Below are 15,847 nucleotides of genomic sequence, written 5' to 3'. Positions count from 1 at the left end.
CGCGATGACATGAAATTAAAGCTCTCTCCCACGATGCAATAAAAATACCCTGCCACGATCTTCCGGCTTAAGAAAAAGCCGGTGGTCATGGCAGGGTATCTTATTGTACATTTTTTCACTCATTTTGCAAGCATCTTTTTATAGCTTCCGTGGGCAACCAGCTTTCAGAAAAGCCATGATCATCAGGATATAGCAGATGGTCTTTGGAAGCATAAGCATTCCCAGCATAGGCACGATCCCTGCGCCGACTGCAACGGGAATGTAAAATGCAAAGGACAAAAGAATGTAGATCCAAAGCGGCCTGAAGGTATTGTCGCCAGCTCTTTTTACAAAATAGATGTAGCAGATGATGGCGCCGAGAGCCACAAATGGAACGTTCCTTATGATGCCCCAGGTCACATCGCTGCTGTTTGTAAACCATCCGTTCTGAGGGAAAAGACACAGCACAACCCGGATAACAGCTAAGCACCAGATCATAATTGTCAGGGTCCTGCTGCCCTGCTCACCGTAGTATCCCTGCCACACGTAATAAAGAAGCACATAGAAAACCGTCATGGTGATGGAAGTTACAAGCTTTCCTACGCCAAGAGGTGCGGTCATATCAAGATCCGTGAAGTAGTTAAGTACCCTTGGCACCAGGTGAAAAGCGTCGCCGCAGCCAAGCACCAGAGCGGCGATACCCATGAGCTTTTGGGTCTTGGTTTTTGCACGGCCAAGGATTATGCAGCCGCTGATGATGGCAAATAAAAGATAAAGTATATCGAATGAAGACTCTCCGTATTTCATATACATGTCCTTTCCTGTGTGATGCGCGGCTTCAGCCACGTTCCGCGCCGATGAGGTGCGCGCAGCCTGCGCCTTAGAACATCCTGCTGTCGCCCAGCACCGGCACCTTGCTTGCAAAGAAGGAAAACTCTCCGCTGTCCAGAAGGTTGCCCTCGTCGTCGGTCACTCTAATGTCAAACACCAGGATGTGCTTGCCGGTCTTAAGCTTCATGCACTCGCAGTAGATGTATTCCGTGTTCACTGCGGGTAAAAGGAAATTCAGATTCGCCGAAACGGTTGTGACATAATATCCGCTCATGCTGCCAGTGGCGCCGGCCATGGCGTCCACTATGGACAGAAGTGCGCCACCGTGGATGCTTCCGTAAGAATTGTGAAGGCGCTTGTCGCATTTGATCCTGGACTTGCTGTAGGTGGGGCTCAGCTCCAGGATCTCGAATCCTATGAATTTGTTAAACTCGTTTGCATATAGTTCAGCAATCATTTTCTCCCTGATCGCATTTTCTTTCTCATTGCGTGCTTTTCGCATAACTGCGTAATTCTCCTTAGCTTTTCTATTCGTATAATGGGGCCGGGATCTCTATTCCCCGACTGTTCCGTGCTGCGCCGGGCGCCTTACTCCGCTACAAATCCGTAGAAGAACATGTACCCTGCCCGGTAAAAGAAATTGTCGCCCATGAATTCACGCTTCATGGAATCGTAGTTCTCTGCGAGCCAGTCCCGGGCGTCCCGGTAGGACAAGTTGTCCGGCTCCTCCTTGACGAGGGCTGCGTACTCACGGGGAACGTAGGAGAACAGCGCCTCGAACAAAGTGCCCCTCTCCTTCCTGGTAAGGCCAACCGTTGAAATGCTGGAATCCACAAGGACGATGTCCTCCAGATAAGCATCCAGCATCTGGGCATATACCTTCCTTCCGGCGTAGAAATCACCGGAATATTTATCGTAGTTGATGAGCTCAAGGATGTGCTCGAATCTTCCGTCTTCATCGGGGTAGGCCAGGGCACAGTCGTGGTCGAACTCCCTGACATACACGATCCCGCCGGGGTTCATCCTGTCCACCACCTGCTTAAGCTTTTTCGAAGGATTGTTGGAATCTCGAAGGATCAAGGTAAGGTCCACAAAATCAAATCCGCGGATCTCATTGTCGGACATGATCTGGTCCATCTCATCCTCAAAATTGCTGTGCTCCATGTTGCCCACATAGAAGCGGTTTGCACCGTCGTTTCCGTACTTTTCATTGGCCTCTTCGCACTCCTTCTCGGTGTTCACAAGGCTGTAAACGCGGGCAAATTCAGGCCTGTCGTACTTCTTCATGTAGGTGTCCGCATCGTAGACTGCCGGAGCAAAAAGAGTAAGTCCCTCCTTGCCCTCAAGAAGCTTATCCCAGATCGCTTTTTCCGTCTTTTTTACAGATTCATAATCCTGGGAGATACGCTTCCGCTCCTCAGGAGACATGCCTTCTGCGTAAAAGAAATTTGATACATTTCTCTTCTTGCGAACACGCAGGGCTTTGCCGTTTTCATCCTTAAGGGCCTTGATGATATCGTTTATGGCAGCGTTAAACTGCATGGGATTGTAGTAAACTCCCTGGTAATCCAGAGCTTTTTTTACATTTAGGGGAAGATCCCCGGGGGTCTGAAACTCCGGGCTGAACACGGGAATAATGTTCTTCTCGAACTCGACTGCGTGCTCGATCTCTTTTCGAACCCAGTCCCCCTCATTCCGGCAGCGGTCAAGCGCCCCGGGAGATAATATCAGAACGAAGTTGTCCGACCTTTCTATGTTGTTGAGGATCTGTGTGGGGAACTCCCCGCTTCCTATAGAGTCGTTGTCAAAAAAGGTTGTGAAGCCCTTCTTGTTCAGCGCCATTTTCAGGGACCTTGTCAGCTCCAGTCCGCCATCCCTTCGATAGCTGAAAAATATATCCACTTAGATTACCTCCTTATCAACATAGGCCTCAGCCTCGAAATAGTCTTCAAAAACCTTTATCTCAATTTCCTCATCCTCAGTCCTCGGGCGATACATGAAGACATGATGAGGGTGTCCGTAGTTTCGCACAAAGTTCTCGATGAACTCCTCGCCGTAGTACTCGGTCATGATCTCCTTATCATCCACCGTGCGGGCGATTATCTTAAAGCCCAGTGCATGGCTGTAGGCCTTTACAAGGTCATCATTGTCATCGTTCACGATGCACACCAGCTTGGTAACCTTCTGTAAAAGAGGCACCACCATTGAAAGGAACCCCTTCCAGGGCTCATTGGAATACAGGGACACAAGCCAGTTGCTCTGGGTTATGGAAAAGCCCGCAAGCCCGTCCTCGGTCAAAAAACATTCATCATCCCCGTAACTGTTCTCCTCCGGAGGCGCGGTGTAGTCGCCGCGGAAAAGATATTCCCTGTTAAAGGCAAAGGCCTTGTTGAAAATATCGCTGCTGACTCTAAGAAGCGCAACGCTCTCGTGCCCTTCGGGGTTAAGCATCTGCACAAAGTCTCCCTGTACAAAAGACTTAAGTTCTTCCTTTGCCGCATCGGGCATCGTATTATATTCATGCCAATAATCAATATCAGCCATTGGTTCCTCCTTTGGAAAAAGACATATCATCTAATGCCATCATTAACTAATTGTACACCACAGCAGGATTTACAGAAATAGACAAACCAAAAAAAGAGCTGACCTACAGTCAGCTCTCGTAATCATCTAAAAAGTGATGTCTCACACCGTCTTTCTTGTAGCAGATAACGGTGTCCAGATTTACATTCTCAACGCTTGCAAAGATGTTGGATTCCACATAGGGGTTTGTCTCCTTGAGCTTTGCGATGAGTTTCTTGGTCTCCAGCCTCTTGGAGGAAGTGGTGCCGTCCTCGTGGCAGGTGGAGCAGGTCTCGGTGAAGTGGCAGGCGCATTGCAGGAAATGCAGGTCATTGTAATCGCGCCATGCGCAGATGTCAGCCTCCCTTACAAAGTACAGAGGTCTTATCAGCTCCATGCCCTCGAAGTTGGTGCTGTGAAGCTTGGGCATCATGGTCTGGATCTGTGCTCCGTGGAGCATTCCCATAAGAATGGTCTCGATAACGTCATCGTAGTGGTGTCCCAGGGCGATCTTGTTGCAGCCAAGCGCCTTTGCTTTGCTGTAAAGGTAGCCTCTTCTCATCCTCGCGCACAGGTAGCAGGGATTCTTCTCAATGGTATCCACCGCATCAAAAATCTCGCTCTCAAATATGGTAACGGGAATCCCCAGGGCCTTGGCATTGCTCTCGATAAGCGCCCTGTTCTCCTTGTTGTAGCCGGGATCCATCACCAGGAAGGTCAGCTCAAAGTTGCACTGCCTGTGCTTCCGGATCTCCTGGAAAAGCTTGGCCATCAGCATGGAGTCTTTTCCGCCTGAGATGCAGACTGCGATGTTGTCGCCCTCTTCAATAAGGTGATACATCTTGCAGGCCTTCGCAAAGGGTGAAAAGAGCTGCTTATGGAATTTCTTCCGGATGCTGAGCTCGGCCTTTTCCCGCCTTTCCTCAAGGTCTCCAAATTCAGAAGCCTTGGCGCACACGTAACCTGTGTAGCCACCTGCAAGGCTGTAATGCTCTCTGCCCTCAAGAAATGCGATGTCTCCGAAATCCCTTGTCTTTCTGCCGTAGTCACAGTAGAAAATAAGGGTCTTATCTGCGGGAAGCGCCGCTATATCTTTTTCCACCTCTTCATATTCGCGGTCAAAAGAAACAGCTACTGCCCCGGGCATCATGCCATAGTTCCTGGCGGATTCATCCCTGATATCTATCAGCAGATAGCTGTCTTTGTCTAATTTTTCAAGTTCCTGTAAGGTTATTTCTTTCATTTTGATCTTTCCCATTAACCTGTCTGTTTCAAACTACAGATACATCATCCCACATCAAATACGTGAGGATGACATCTTATATCATTCTACACTATGCGTCAATGGGGACCTGAAAATCAGCTGACCTTGCTCCTGGGTATCACGTAGGGGTCGCCGGTTGCAGGGTCTTTGATGATGTCGCTCTCCATGCCGTAGACCTCCATCATAAGCTCAGGGGTGATGATATCCCTGGGGCTTCCCTCAGCTATTAGCTTGCCCTTCTTCATGGCGAAGATGTGGTCTGCGTACCTGATGGAGAGATTTATGTCGTGAAGTATGGCTACAATAGTAGTCTTTTTTGTCTTGTTGAGCCTTGCCAGGCAGTCCAGGATCTCCACCTGATAGGCAATGTCGAGGTATGTGGTGGGCTCGTCAAGGAGCAGTATGTCCGTGTCCTGAGCCAGCACCAGTGCTATCCACACCCTCTGCCTCTGGCCTCCGGAGAGTGAATCAACGCTCTTGTCCGCAAGATCTGCGATGCCCATGGCCTCCATGGCATCGGAAATGGCCTTGTAATCCGCCTTTGACAGCTGCCCAAAGAGGTTCTGGTAGGGGAACCTTCCCCTGGCCACAAGATCCGCAACGGTTATGCCTGCCGGAACTGTTGGAGACTGGGGCAAAAGACCTATCTCCTTCGACAGACACTGTGTGGGAATCCGGTAGATGGATTTTCCGTCAAGACTTACGTCGCCGCTTTTGGGCTTAAGGAGTCTTGCAAAGCTCTTTAAAAGAGTGGACTTTCCGCAGCCGTTCTGTCCGATGAGGACGCTGAATTTTCCCGCGGGAACGGTGATATCAAGGTCCTTAAGTATCAGTTTTTCTTCATATCCTACGCTGATGTTTCTTGCGCAGAAATCATGGGTAAGTGCGAATCCGTCCATTATATTTTTTCTCCCTTTTTATTGAGGTTAAGAAGCAGCAGTAAAAGATACGGCGCTCCCAAAAGCCCTGTGATCACGCCAACAGGGTACTTGGCAGCAAACAGATTTTTTCCCGCAAGTTCAGAGGCGTAGACCAGGATGGTGCCGATAAGTCCGGCCACAACCATGGCATTTTTGCCGTTCTTTGTGCACTTGCCGGCGATGGGACCTGACAAAAATGCCACCGAAGCGATGGGGCCTGTGATAGACGCGGCTGTGGCGCTTATCACCAGGGCGCATACCATACAGCAGATGCGAACCGCTGACAGCGGAACTCCAAGAGTTGTCGCATACTCTTCTCCAAGCTGCATCATTCGAAGGTATCTGTTGCAGATAAGAAGCAGTGCGCTTCCTATTATGGTGACAAAAGAGATTGAGAAGGCGTCACTCATCTGAACAAGATTAAGGCTCCCTCGAAGCCACCTTAAGGCCGTTGATACGTCATATTCCGAGCCCACAAGGAGCATCCAGGAAATAAGGGCATTGAGCACCGCCTGCATTCCTATTCCTATGAGGATCATCCTGCTGCCGAAGAAGTGTCCCTTCCCCGACAGAACAAATATCAGTGTGGTAATGATAAGGCCTGCTGCCACGGCAACTATTGAAACAAGCGGTCCGCTGATCCCAAGGATCAGGATACAGAATACCGCTGCTGCCGAGGACCCGGCGGAAACGCCGATGATATCCGGGGATGCCAGAGGGTTTCGCAGAAGATTCTGGAAAGTATAGCCCGCGATACCGAAGGCAAATCCCGCAAAGCCACCAACTATGAGCTTTGGAAGCCTTATGGTCTTGATGTTGTAGGCCGCTCCTTTGCTCCCGGAACTTAAGAGGGTAGTCACCACTTCTTTTAACGAATAATTGGTGTTACCCAGGGTCATCATCATAACGCCCAGGGCAGCTATGATAACCAGTAGTGCCACAATACATGCGGTGTTCAGGCGGTCATGTTTCCTGTATATATTTTTAAGATCAATTTCAAGGTTATTTGTCATATACTCTTAGCCTTTGTTCTGCAAACTATCCAAATGAAAACCGGGGCGCCAACGATGGCAGTGATGATGCCTACTTCCAGTTCTCCTGGCCGTCCAAGGACTCTTCCAAGGACATCCGAGATAGTAAGAAGTCCGGCGCCGCCGATGGCTGACATGGGGATCACAAGTCTTAGGTCACTGGCGAAGATCTGGCGGAAAACGTGAGGGAGCATAAGGCCCACAAATCCGATGGGTCCTGCAAGAGCTGTAACTGCGGCGCAGAGGATAACTCCCGCCAGGGCTGAAACCAGTCTTACAACTCCCACTTTTACTCCCAGGGAAACCGCCATTTCATCCCCAAGGGCCATGGCGTTAAGGGGCGATGCGCAGATGATTGCGAAAACGCATCCCACCACCAGGAAAGGTACAAGAAGTCTTATGTCTTCCCAGGTTGCTCCGCTGATGCTGCCCACCTGCCAGAATCTGAACTGTTTCATGACCTGTGTGTCAGGAAGCATGATGGTGTTTACCAGGGCTCCAAGGGCCGTGGAAACCGCAGCTCCGGCAAGAGCAAGCTTCAAAGAATTGGCTCCCCCGTAGCCTACCGAGGCAATCCCGTACACGAACAGCGCGGTCAAAAGAGCTCCCGCAAAAGATATACCTATTAACCTGATGCCTGATGAAATGTTGAGATAGGCGATGCCGATGACCACAAACAGTGCTGCGCCGGTGTTAACACCAAGGATGCTGGGATCGGCGATGGGGTTTCTGGTGATGGCCTGCATTAAGGCCCCCGATACCCCCAAGGCAGCGCCGGCCAGAATCCCAAATACGGTCCTTGGAATTCTGGCTGCTATAACTGCTTTGAAAAAGTCGTCGGTCAAATTGCCTGTGAAGTATCCGGCAATATCACTAAGGGGAATGTTCTTGCTTCCGTAGGATATGGACAGAAAAAGACTTATCAGGACAAAAACTATTTCAATTGTAAGTGCAATAAATATTCTTTTATTACTGTATTTTTTCTGCTGCATCATTCAAAGCTTTCAGATAATCATCAATTGCATAGGGAATGGAAAGTACTGTGGGTGTGCTTGCTGCTGCAAGGACATCGTTGGAATCAAGAAGTACAAATGCTCCGTTTTTAACAGCAGGGATATTTGCGAATCTTCCGTCTGCCTGCATGGCTCCAACAAGGGACTCTGTTCCGTAGGTGATGATGATATCAACATCGCTTAAAAGATCTGCGTTCTCTGCGCTGACTGTGATGGAGAAGTCCTGATCGTTGGTGATAAGGCTCTTTACACTGTCAGGGGTAACAAGACCAAGGTCTGAAAGGAATGCAGCTCTGGGGTCGTTTCCTGTGTAGATGTAGAATGTTCCAAGGTCATCCTCTGAAAGCCATGCAAAAGCTACTCTCTTGCCTTCAAGGCCGGGGTACTGTGAAAGCTTATCGGCGATGAGTTTCTCGGTTTCTGCCACCAGCTCTTTTCCCTCTTTCTCAAGACCAAGGGCTTTGGCGTCGTTTATGGTCTCTTCCTGCCATGTGGTTGTCCAGGCAATCTTGGGATAAGCCACAACCGGTGCGATCTGTGAAAGGCTGTCGTACTCCTCCTGACTGAGTCCTGAGTATGCTGCAAGGATGACATCGGGATTGCAGTCTGAGATGGCCTCGTAGTCCCATCCGTCTGTGTCATCGAAAACGTTGGGTGTCACACCTGCATCCTCGAAGGCCTTAGCAGTCCAGGCAAGGAGTCCGTTCTCATCTCTGGGTCCGAAGTTCGCCTCGGAAATTCCCACAGGGATAACGCCCAGAGCAAGAGGAACATCGGGGTTTCCCCAGGCAATTGCAACTACGTTCTCAGGTCTTTTCTCTATTACTGTCTCTCCCAGGCCATGCTCGATGGTGAGGGGGAAGACGTCGTCTGCTATTTCATCCGTAACTGCTTCTTCTACCAGGGCAGCTTCGGCCTGTGTATTATTTACTGTAACTTCTGTAGCAGCTCCGCAAGCTGTTGCTAACATGCAAACAGAGGCTGTGAGTAGTGTTGTGATAATTTTCCTTTTCATTTTTCTCTCCTTCTTGTTAGCATTTGCTAACCATGAAATATTCTCACAGAACTCTGATATTGTCAACAATTAAATTTTATTTGATGGATTTTTGTTTGGAATCAAAGGAAGATCATGAGCATCACAATGGCAAAACCGATGGTGAAAGCCAGGGCTCCTCTGTCATTGTCCTTCTTTAATGCGATCTGGGGAATCTCCTCGATGGTGGTGTAGACTAAAGCTCCGCCTGAAACCGCCATGATATAGGGCAGGAAGTTCGGGAAAAGAACTGCCAGCACCACGGTGATAATACCAAAGATCGGGATTGGCGCACCGGAGATCACTCCCATGAGGAAAGCCTTGCCGGTCTTTGTGCCGGTTTCCCTAAGCCACAGTGATACATTGAGGGCTTCGGGGATGTTCTGAAGCGCGATGGCTACTGCAAGAACCAGGGCAACCGTTGAGGATATCCACTCCGTCTCCATGAAGTGGGCAGCATAAATAGCTCCCAGAGCGATGCCTTCGGGAGTATGATGAACAACTTCCTTGAGAATGGCCTTGATCTCAGGCTTCAGCTCGCTCTCAGGGCCCTCGGTGATATCGGAATAAACGTGGGTGTGAGGCACAAGCTTATCAAGAAGGATCTGGAGTATCACGCCAAGGCAGAAGCTTATTGTCACAGGGATAATGCCGTTTTGCGCGTTACGGGTAAGACCGTTAACAGCAGGTTCTATCATGCCCCAGACAGCCACCGAGAACATGACTCCAAAGCCGCATCCGGCCAGGATTGCCCTCATGTTGTCAGAGACCTGATCTTTTTTGGCATATATGATAAGTGAACCGAGGAGTGTTCCGATAAGGGGAATGAGCATTCCGAATATGGTCTCGGTGTCAGAAAGGGTGTTGGCGCTGTCAAGGTGTGTTATCAGGGAGCGAAGGCCGATGAATATCAGGATCGTTCCGCCCATGATCTCAGAACCTGACTTGTAGCGGTCTCCGAAAACACTGCCGATCTTAACGCCGATCATGGAGATCACAAAGGTGATCACGCCTATCACAATTACCGCGAAGATAACGTTGCTGATGCGGCTTGCTTCAAAGACCTCTACAGGCACAGCAACGAAGGTGATGCCCACCGCAAGGGCATCGATGCTGGTGGCCACTGCCATCATAAACATCGTCTTAACGTCAAATCCGGGAGGGGTTTCCTCATCAGGGCCAAGAGCTTCCTTGATCATGTTGCCGCCTATAAGGGACAGCAATATAAATGCGACCCATGGTGCCACAATGCTGATAAATCTCTCAAATCTTGAGCCCACAAGATAGCCGATAAGAGGCATCATTCCCTGGAAAGTTCCAAACCATACTCCGCAGAGCAGATATTCTTTTTTGGTGAGCCTGCCTGCTGACAGTCCCTTGCAGATTGATACCGCAAAGGCGTCCATGGCAAGACCTATTGATAAAAGCAATAATTCAATTAAACCCATTTATATTCTTCCTTAATCTATCTGACTGTAAAACACGACCGCAATCAGATCTCGTCGGCGCTGTGTACCAGCTTGGCTTCTATAGAAGCTGCACCCTTTACATACTCTTTAAGCTTCTCGGCTGTCTTGCCGATTCCGCTGCCGCCGGATGTGGCGAAGGCGATGACTTTTTTCCCTGTCCAGTCGTAGTCCTTGCAGAAGGTGTAGACAACTCTTGGAGCAGCTGAGTACCAGATGGGGAATCCAACGTATACAGTGTCGTATTTATCAAAGTCCTGAACCGTTCCTACAACAGGCACATCCTTCTTGCCAATCTGCTCCATGTTGCATCTTGAAAGGGGATTGATGTAGTTGATATCTGCCTTTGTATAAAGATCCTTGGGGACTATCTCGAAAACGTCTGCTCCGATCTTAGCTGCAAACTCCTGCGCCACTTTCCTGGTTGTTCCTTCAGCGCTGAAATAAGTAACCAGTGTGCTCATTGCCTATGTCTCCTCCTTTATGCCTTGTTTTTGTGCAATAAAAAACACCTTTGAAAACATTACGGATTTTGAACAAAACGATTGTATCATATCCGCACCTGATTTCAAGAGGCCTTCCTGCCTTATCTTGAGCGCTCAAAAGCAGTCACATCTTGTATCCGCAGTCTGCTTTCTCGGGTCCGTCAATGCCGGACTCATAATGAGCTCTGAACTCCATGTTGATCTCACGGATCTCCTTCTTGCCGTCGATATAGTCCTGATACATTTCCGCAAGTCCCGCCATGCATCCATCGCAGGAACCGCTGATGTTGCCTATGGATTCAGCGACTATGCGCTCCCGCTCTTCTTTTGTTGTATCTTTGATCAGAATTGATCCCATTGTTGTTCCTCTTACTTCTATTATTCTTCGTTGAACTGAGCCGCGTGCACCGGCGCGGCGTATACCCGTGACACGACATTTGTGCCCCGCGTACCGGCGCGGCGTATACTCGTGGCATGACATTTGTGCCCCGCGCACCGGCTTCAGTATATTTTCTCGATTTGCCCCTCGATCCCATACATTCTCATGAATTCATCAAGGTCACCGCTGCCACTTATGAGCATAACCTCCTCGAAGGCCCCGGTGTGAATATCCTGAAATCCCGCAACCTGCTCGCCATTGCAGATGCTGGCCTTGATCACAGGACGCAGATTCTCTTTATCATAGGTTTTCTTAGCGCTCTTTTTCTTAAAAAACATAGCTGCCCTGCATCCTTCCCGGCCGCCCGCGGCGGCACATCATACGATTGAATACTGCATAAGCTCATACTTGAGCTGCGTGCCCTCAGCAATTCCCTCAGGCAAAAGAGCTCTCGCAACCAGCTTAAGATCCTCAGATTCTATATCTGTTCTTTTCAGATTGGCGTAGTCGCCGTCAATGCTAACAACCACATAGTACCATGTTTCCATATATATACCTCCTGCCGCATTTCTATGTATCATTTTACAAAAATGTTTCTTTTGTACAAACCTGAATTCAGTTTTTTCTTGTGTCTAGTAAATGAGGTCTGATCGCGCGATGAGCATGTGAATTCAGTTTTTTCTTGTGCCTGGTAAATCCAGATTTGATTGCGCGATGAGCATGTGAATTGAGTTTTTTCTTGTGCCTGATAAATCCAGATGTGGTTGCGCGATGAGCATGTGAATTGAGCTCTTTCCGACGCAAAGTATTCTACAAGCTGATTGAGTCGGTAAAATAACCCCAAAACTTGACGTTATATCGATAAATAACCCGTTTGAGCGCATGGTTATCGGGATAGCGTTCTCGTTCTGCACTTTCCATATGTTATTTCGTCAATATCACCGACGCAAAGCCCCATCACAGACAATTGCGTCGGAACCCCCTTGTAGAAATCATCGAAATCTTGTCTTTTCTCCCAAAAATCAGTATTCCAAGCCATCATCAAACAGTACATATTTCAAAATATGCTCCCGGGACCAATCAAATCGCAGATCACATTCCGCAAACCAATCAGTATCTTACATCAAAAGACCTCTCGTTGGGATCAGGTTCCAGTTCTGTCCGCTCTATGCTTGATATATCAATGAATCTGCCGCTGCGAATAGTGGCAATAAACTGATCTATCGCCGCCTCATCCCCCTGGACCTCGCAGGTGACAGAGCCGTCATATTCATTTTTCACATATCCTGTCAGCCTGTGCATGTTTGCGGCGTGCATGGCCGTGTACCTGAAGCCCACGCCCTGCACCATTCCGTAAAAGCACAGCCGGTATCTCTTTTCCGTCATTGGATCATCACCCTATCTTCCCAAGCTGCATTGTGCCTCATCTTGAGGTCGGCCTACCGGCCTTTTCGGTCGCTTTGTGCCTCATCTTATGATCGGCCTGTCGGCCTTTGCGGTCCTGCCCACAAGAATGTATGTGATCAGGAACATCATTGCGACGAAGCCGAGGAAGAACCAGTTTCCATCCTGGGCCTCCATGGTAGCGATGTAGTCATATGCCCCGTGCAAAAGAGCCGGCGCCACAACCGCAACTATCCTCATGGTACGGGAGGCTGAAGATCTGCCTCTGTAGTCATATTTCTTGGCGATGCCGTAGAAAATGCCCATGAACACGCCAAAGCACGCATGCCCGGGGATGGCGGTCACGGCTCTGATAATAGCGGTGCCAAAGCCATACATCATGACATAGCTGATGTTCTCCCAAAGGGCAAATCCCAGAGAGACAAAAACCGCGTAGACAACGCCGTCGTACTGGCAATTGAATTCTATGTTGTTCCAGGTTTTCCGCTTCATCATCAGGTATTTGGAGCTTTCCTCAGCAAAGGCCACGATGCCGAAATACAAAATGATGTTATAGAGCGGAGATTCGTAGGGCACTGTCAGATCCAATATCACCGACAGTACGCGCTCCTCCACAAGGGCGATCAGCGCAGAGAACACCCCCGCCTTGATCAGCTCCCATATCATGTGAGAGCTCTCGTGCTCCAGCTTGTCGGAGCGATACACCTTGATCATAAGAAATATCGCCGGAACAGCTGCTGCCGCGATAAGAAGTCCATGATAAACAAGATATGGTGCTACAAGAAAGTAAAACATGTCGTTGCCTCTTTTCCCTAGTCTTATATTTGTCGCCTGTAATCGGCTGATACCTCGGCAAAAGACCTCTCGCCATCAATGTACTCCTTGAAGGCAAGCTCAGGGTCTTTTCCGTGAAAAACCTTGCACAGACCGCACATGTCGCAGTCTGAAATACAGGGATAACGCTCTTTGATGTAGGCTCTGCGCTCTTCAGCTGTAGAGTCCTTAATTTCAGGTGCCAATGTCATAGTCATTTTTCCTTAATGGGCGCACTGCTCCCGGTGAATCCGTATCTTTTTCGCAGCCCCGCCGCGCCCGGCGAATCCACATTTTTCTCGAAGTCAGTGAATCTGTCTGTCCTGGCGGTATTTCTCCATGTACTCCATGTTGATCTCGCGGATCTCTTTTTTCCCGTCGATGTAATCCTTATAGATTTCCCACGGGCTTCCGCCCCCGAGCCAGCATGAGGAACAATTCTCACATCCGCCGCCGCAGTCCAGAGAATTTCTGATTATCTCTTCCCGTTCTTCTTTAGTAGTGTCTTTGATAAGAAGTGATTTCATAGGCATCTTCTCCTGTTCCTTTTATTATATCGTAAAAATCCCCCGGCGCCATATAGGACGCCGAGGGTCTGATGCAAAATCTCAATATTTAGATTTCAATCACCGTATAGGTATCGCGGACCTTCTTGGATTCATAAAGAGCCTTGTCGGCTGTTCCGATCAGGTTGCTTACGAGCTCGGTTCCGAAGGCACCGCCAAAACTCATGGTTAATCTTACTTCAGGCTTGTCGTCCAGCGTTATCTCTTTTACCGCGGACCTGAGTTTGGCAAGCTTGTGTTCCAGGTGTTCTTTGGTGATATCAAAGAATACCATCATGAATTCATCGCCGCCGTAACGGATGACCACATCGTCTTTTCTAACGGACTTGGCGAGCAGCTCTGCAACTTTCTGGATCGCTTCGTCGCCGCTCTGGTGACCGGCGGTGTCGTTGACCTGCTTGAACAGGTCGATATCGGCCATGACTACTGCGTGGCAGGGCTCAAATATCAGCTTCTCATCCAGGAATCTTCTGTTGCGGATCTTGGAAAGGGAATCTATGTATATTTCCGCCTCGAATTCGGAGATCATCTTCTGTTGAGCCAGATTCTGCAGCTTGGCGTCAGTGGTATCCATGCAGCCGTAGACCAGGTGAGCGATGCTTCCGTCTTCATTGCGATCGCCGACCATAAAGACGCCGTTGAACCAGCGGTTGGCGCCCTCACTGTAAAACTCCAGGCTTGAGGAGCCGAATTCTTCAACTGCCGCAAGAATAGTATCTAAGTTCAGCCAGTCGTAGAGGTTTTTGCGGAAACTCCCGGCAACCGAAGAATCCACGTTGTTTTTGAGGAACTGAAAAGCGTCCGGGTCCTTGGGAACCGCTTCAACATATTCATTGGTACTGATCATGCGGTAGCTTAAGTCTTTGACATCAATGAAAAGGGAGAAATTGAAGACCTTGCCAATAGCCTCAATGATCTTGACATGCTCCTCACGCTCTATCTCGGCTGTGATGTCACGGTAGCACCCCATATAGATTTCCAAAGAGCCATCCTCAGGGCGCCTGATGAATCTTCCCGCTCCGGTAACCCAGATGATGCTGCCATCCTTCTTCTGCATGCGGTAGGTGGCATGGGTGATGTCCGGAAGCTCCCGGTGCATTTTGACGGAATCCCAGAACAGCTTAACAATGTCATCGCGCTCTGCCGGAACAAGGGTCTTCACCCAGCTGTCAAACTCATTGGGAAGATCCTCCAGTCCGTCGTACCCCAGCATCTTTCTGGTCTCGTCGTTGAACTCAAAACTCAGCAGCTTCTCATTCCGGTCAAAAGTGCAGACAAACATACCTGCCTTCAATCCCTTGGCAAACATGTCCTCTCTGAACCTGGCAACACGGTATTTGTTGTTTGCCTCTTCGATCCTTCTGTTGCACTCGTAAAGGAGCTTCTGCTCTTCCTCGGGGTAGGCAGACAGATCAAGCAGCGGCGTAATGTCATCTACAACAACACTAGCCTCAGCAGCGAACTTTCCTACACCTTTACTCATGTTATCCACTATCTCTTTTTTATCCATCAGAGCCTCCAAATCCGTCATTTCGTGAACTATATTTCACGGCTCGCGAATATTATCCCCACATACTATTGTAACAGCAGTTTTGGAAATAGCCAAACGATATACTCTTAAATTGATAGACACAATTTCGCAATCAAGAAGGCCAGCGCCTCTGCGCCTGAGATCGTCTGTGCCATGATCTGAGAAAGGACTCAGATGAAATTACTTATTTGCTAAGCTTCCTCAGCATTTCCATGGCCTTCTCGTAGGACTCCCGCATTTTCTGCGGGGTGTTGACGGTAATCCCCAGAGCCCTGGCCTTTTCAAGCAGGGCCTCGTCATCGCTGATGAGCATGAAGATATTGCCAGCGGAGCCCATCACGCTGTCAGCATCAGCAGGCAATATCCATCTTGCACTTGCTCCGTGCCTTTCGCAGAGCATGGATACCTGCCCGGTAAGCAGCTCATCTTCTTTAGTTTGAAGGCAAATAACTATTTCTTTTTCCATATTGATTCCCTTGACTACCGAACATATATTCGATACAATTGTGCTTGGTGCTACCAGTACATACGGTAGGCGGTTAGTCCTTATCCAGAGGACTGTGACCTCTG

Annotated in this window: 20 protein-coding genes; all 20 read right to left on the bottom strand. The window is 49.1% G+C overall.

The features are described 5' to 3' along the window. Positions 1-138 precede the first annotated feature (138 nt). The 20 genes from T456_RS0108295 to T456_RS0108200 all read right to left on the bottom strand — a co-directional run bounded on the left by T456_RS0108295 (position 139) and on the right by T456_RS0108200 (position 15,743). Complete coding sequence (locus T456_RS0108295) at positions 139-786, bottom strand: hypothetical protein (RefSeq protein WP_035801644.1); 648 nt, start codon at positions 784-786, stop codon at positions 139-141. A 73-nt stretch (positions 787-859) separates the two neighbouring features. Beyond that, a complete protein-coding gene (locus tag T456_RS0108290) occupies positions 860-1,312 on the bottom strand; it encodes a PaaI family thioesterase (protein ID WP_024865729.1) in 453 nt (150 codons plus the stop codon). Between the two features lie 86 nt (positions 1,313-1,398). Beyond that, the gene (locus T456_RS0108285) at positions 1,399-2,712 is read right to left on the bottom strand and encodes a TIR domain-containing protein (protein ID WP_024865728.1); all 1,314 of its coding nucleotides are present in this window, start codon (positions 2,710-2,712) and stop codon (positions 1,399-1,401) included. Beyond that, positions 2,713-3,354: a hypothetical protein gene (locus T456_RS0108280; protein ID WP_024865727.1), complete on the bottom strand. Its 642-nt coding sequence runs from the start codon at positions 3,352-3,354 to the stop codon at positions 2,713-2,715. A 109-nt stretch (positions 3,355-3,463) separates the two neighbouring features. Beyond that, the gene (locus tag T456_RS0108275) at positions 3,464-4,615 is read right to left on the bottom strand and encodes an ATP-binding protein (RefSeq protein ID WP_035801641.1); all 1,152 of its coding nucleotides are present in this window, start codon (positions 4,613-4,615) and stop codon (positions 3,464-3,466) included. A gap of 116 nt (positions 4,616-4,731) precedes the next feature. Continuing rightward, positions 4,732-5,535: an ABC transporter ATP-binding protein gene (locus T456_RS0108270; protein ID WP_024865725.1), complete on the bottom strand. Its 804-nt coding sequence runs from the start codon at positions 5,533-5,535 to the stop codon at positions 4,732-4,734. Beyond that, the gene (locus T456_RS0108265) at positions 5,535-6,569 is read right to left on the bottom strand and encodes a FecCD family ABC transporter permease (protein WP_024865724.1); all 1,035 of its coding nucleotides are present in this window, start codon (positions 6,567-6,569) and stop codon (positions 5,535-5,537) included. The genes T456_RS0108270 and T456_RS0108265 overlap by 1 nt, the downstream gene beginning before the upstream one ends. Further along, positions 6,566-7,582, bottom strand: coding sequence for a FecCD family ABC transporter permease (locus tag T456_RS0108260; protein WP_024865723.1), 1,017 nt, complete (start codon positions 7,580-7,582; stop codon positions 6,566-6,568). The genes T456_RS0108265 and T456_RS0108260 overlap by 4 nt, the downstream gene beginning before the upstream one ends. Further along, entirely contained in the window at positions 7,557-8,615 is a 1,059-nt protein-coding gene (locus T456_RS0108255) for an ABC transporter substrate-binding protein (protein WP_024865722.1), read from the bottom strand. Before T456_RS0108255 ends, T456_RS0108260 begins: the two co-directional genes overlap by 26 nt. A 101-nt stretch (positions 8,616-8,716) precedes the next feature. Then, the gene (locus T456_RS23615; RefSeq protein WP_024865721.1) at positions 8,717-10,081 is read right to left on the bottom strand and encodes a manganese efflux pump; all 1,365 of its coding nucleotides are present in this window, start codon (positions 10,079-10,081) and stop codon (positions 8,717-8,719) included. Positions 10,082-10,125: 44 nt separating this feature from the next. Continuing rightward, positions 10,126-10,563 (bottom strand): flavodoxin, encoded by a 438-nt coding sequence (locus tag T456_RS0108245; RefSeq protein WP_024865720.1) that lies wholly within the window; start codon positions 10,561-10,563, stop codon positions 10,126-10,128. Positions 10,564-10,708: 145 nt separating this feature from the next. After that, entirely contained in the window at positions 10,709-10,942 is a 234-nt protein-coding gene (locus tag T456_RS0108240; protein ID WP_024865719.1) for a hypothetical protein, read from the bottom strand. Between the two features lie 143 nt (positions 10,943-11,085). After that, the gene (locus T456_RS0108235) at positions 11,086-11,301 is read right to left on the bottom strand and encodes a hypothetical protein (RefSeq protein WP_024865718.1); all 216 of its coding nucleotides are present in this window, start codon (positions 11,299-11,301) and stop codon (positions 11,086-11,088) included. 39 nt (positions 11,302-11,340) lie between these two features. After that, the gene (locus T456_RS0108230) at positions 11,341-11,511 is read right to left on the bottom strand and encodes a hypothetical protein (protein ID WP_024865717.1); all 171 of its coding nucleotides are present in this window, start codon (positions 11,509-11,511) and stop codon (positions 11,341-11,343) included. 562 nt (positions 11,512-12,073) lie between these two features. Beyond that, positions 12,074-12,349, bottom strand: a complete 276-nt coding sequence (locus tag T456_RS0108225) for an acylphosphatase (RefSeq protein ID WP_024865716.1) — start codon at positions 12,347-12,349, stop codon at positions 12,074-12,076. 81 nt (positions 12,350-12,430) lie between these two features. Next, complete coding sequence (locus tag T456_RS0108220) at positions 12,431-13,162, bottom strand: PrsW family intramembrane metalloprotease (protein ID WP_024865715.1); 732 nt, start codon at positions 13,160-13,162, stop codon at positions 12,431-12,433. 23 nt (positions 13,163-13,185) lie between these two features. Then, on the bottom strand, positions 13,186-13,392 hold the full coding sequence (locus T456_RS0108215) for a hypothetical protein (RefSeq protein WP_024865714.1): 207 nt from the start codon (positions 13,390-13,392) through the stop codon (positions 13,186-13,188). Positions 13,393-13,485: 93 nt separating this feature from the next. After that, positions 13,486-13,707: a hypothetical protein gene (locus tag T456_RS0108210; protein WP_024865713.1), complete on the bottom strand. Its 222-nt coding sequence runs from the start codon at positions 13,705-13,707 to the stop codon at positions 13,486-13,488. An 88-nt stretch (positions 13,708-13,795) separates the two neighbouring features. Further along, a complete protein-coding gene (locus tag T456_RS21215; protein WP_024865712.1) occupies positions 13,796-15,256 on the bottom strand; it encodes a sensor domain-containing diguanylate cyclase in 1,461 nt (486 codons plus the stop codon). Positions 15,257-15,461: 205 nt separating this feature from the next. Continuing rightward, positions 15,462-15,743 carry a hypothetical protein gene (locus T456_RS0108200; protein ID WP_024865711.1) on the bottom strand — a complete coding sequence of 94 codons (282 nt, stop codon included), beginning with the start codon at positions 15,741-15,743 and terminating at the stop codon, positions 15,462-15,464. Positions 15,744-15,847: the final 104 nt, after the last annotated feature.

Source organism: Butyrivibrio sp. FCS014 (assembly GCF_000526935.1).
Classification (GTDB): domain Bacteria; phylum Bacillota; class Clostridia; order Lachnospirales; family Lachnospiraceae; genus Butyrivibrio.
The sequence above is the reverse complement of the archived record's forward strand: the minus strand, read 5'-3'. Positions and strand labels throughout refer to the sequence as shown.

Excerpts from the sequence above, each read along its gene's own strand:
- T456_RS0108245 (WP_024865720.1), bottom strand. The coding sequence starts at position 10,563 with ATGAGCACACTGGTTACTTATTTCAGCGCTGAAGGAACAACCAGGAAA.
- T456_RS0108270 (WP_024865725.1), bottom strand. The coding sequence starts at position 5,535 with ATGGACGGATTCGCACTTACCCATGATTTCTGCGCAAGAAACATCAGC.
- T456_RS21215 (WP_024865712.1), bottom strand. The coding sequence starts at position 15,256 with ATGGATAAAAAAGAGATAGTGGATAACATGAGTAAAGGTGTAGGAAAG.
- T456_RS0108265 (WP_024865724.1), bottom strand. The coding sequence starts at position 6,569 with ATGACAAATAACCTTGAAATTGATCTTAAAAATATATACAGGAAACAT.
- T456_RS0108215 (WP_024865714.1), bottom strand. The coding sequence starts at position 13,392 with ATGACATTGGCACCTGAAATTAAGGACTCTACAGCTGAAGAGCGCAGA.
- T456_RS0108275 (WP_035801641.1), bottom strand. The coding sequence starts at position 4,615 with ATGAAAGAAATAACCTTACAGGAACTTGAAAAATTAGACAAAGACAGC.
- T456_RS0108295 (WP_035801644.1), bottom strand. The coding sequence starts at position 786 with ATGAAATACGGAGAGTCTTCATTCGATATACTTTATCTTTTATTTGCC.
- T456_RS0108260 (WP_024865723.1), bottom strand. The coding sequence starts at position 7,582 with ATGATGCAGCAGAAAAAATACAGTAATAAAAGAATATTTATTGCACTT.
- T456_RS23615 (WP_024865721.1), bottom strand. The coding sequence starts at position 10,081 with ATGGGTTTAATTGAATTATTGCTTTTATCAATAGGTCTTGCCATGGAC.
- T456_RS0108235 (WP_024865718.1), bottom strand. The coding sequence starts at position 11,301 with ATGTTTTTTAAGAAAAAGAGCGCTAAGAAAACCTATGATAAAGAGAAT.
- T456_RS0108230 (WP_024865717.1), bottom strand. The coding sequence starts at position 11,511 with ATGGAAACATGGTACTATGTGGTTGTTAGCATTGACGGCGACTACGCC.
- T456_RS0108220 (WP_024865715.1), bottom strand. The coding sequence starts at position 13,162 with ATGTTTTACTTTCTTGTAGCACCATATCTTGTTTATCATGGACTTCTT.
- T456_RS0108200 (WP_024865711.1), bottom strand. The coding sequence starts at position 15,743 with ATGGAAAAAGAAATAGTTATTTGCCTTCAAACTAAAGAAGATGAGCTG.
- T456_RS0108210 (WP_024865713.1), bottom strand. The coding sequence starts at position 13,707 with ATGAAATCACTTCTTATCAAAGACACTACTAAAGAAGAACGGGAAGAG.
- T456_RS0108240 (WP_024865719.1), bottom strand. The coding sequence starts at position 10,942 with ATGGGATCAATTCTGATCAAAGATACAACAAAAGAAGAGCGGGAGCGC.
- T456_RS0108290 (WP_024865729.1), bottom strand. The coding sequence starts at position 1,312 with ATGCGAAAAGCACGCAATGAGAAAGAAAATGCGATCAGGGAGAAAATG.
- T456_RS0108255 (WP_024865722.1), bottom strand. The coding sequence starts at position 8,615 with ATGAAAAGGAAAATTATCACAACACTACTCACAGCCTCTGTTTGCATG.
- T456_RS0108280 (WP_024865727.1), bottom strand. The coding sequence starts at position 3,354 with ATGGCTGATATTGATTATTGGCATGAATATAATACGATGCCCGATGCG.
- T456_RS0108225 (WP_024865716.1), bottom strand. The coding sequence starts at position 12,349 with ATGACGGAAAAGAGATACCGGCTGTGCTTTTACGGAATGGTGCAGGGC.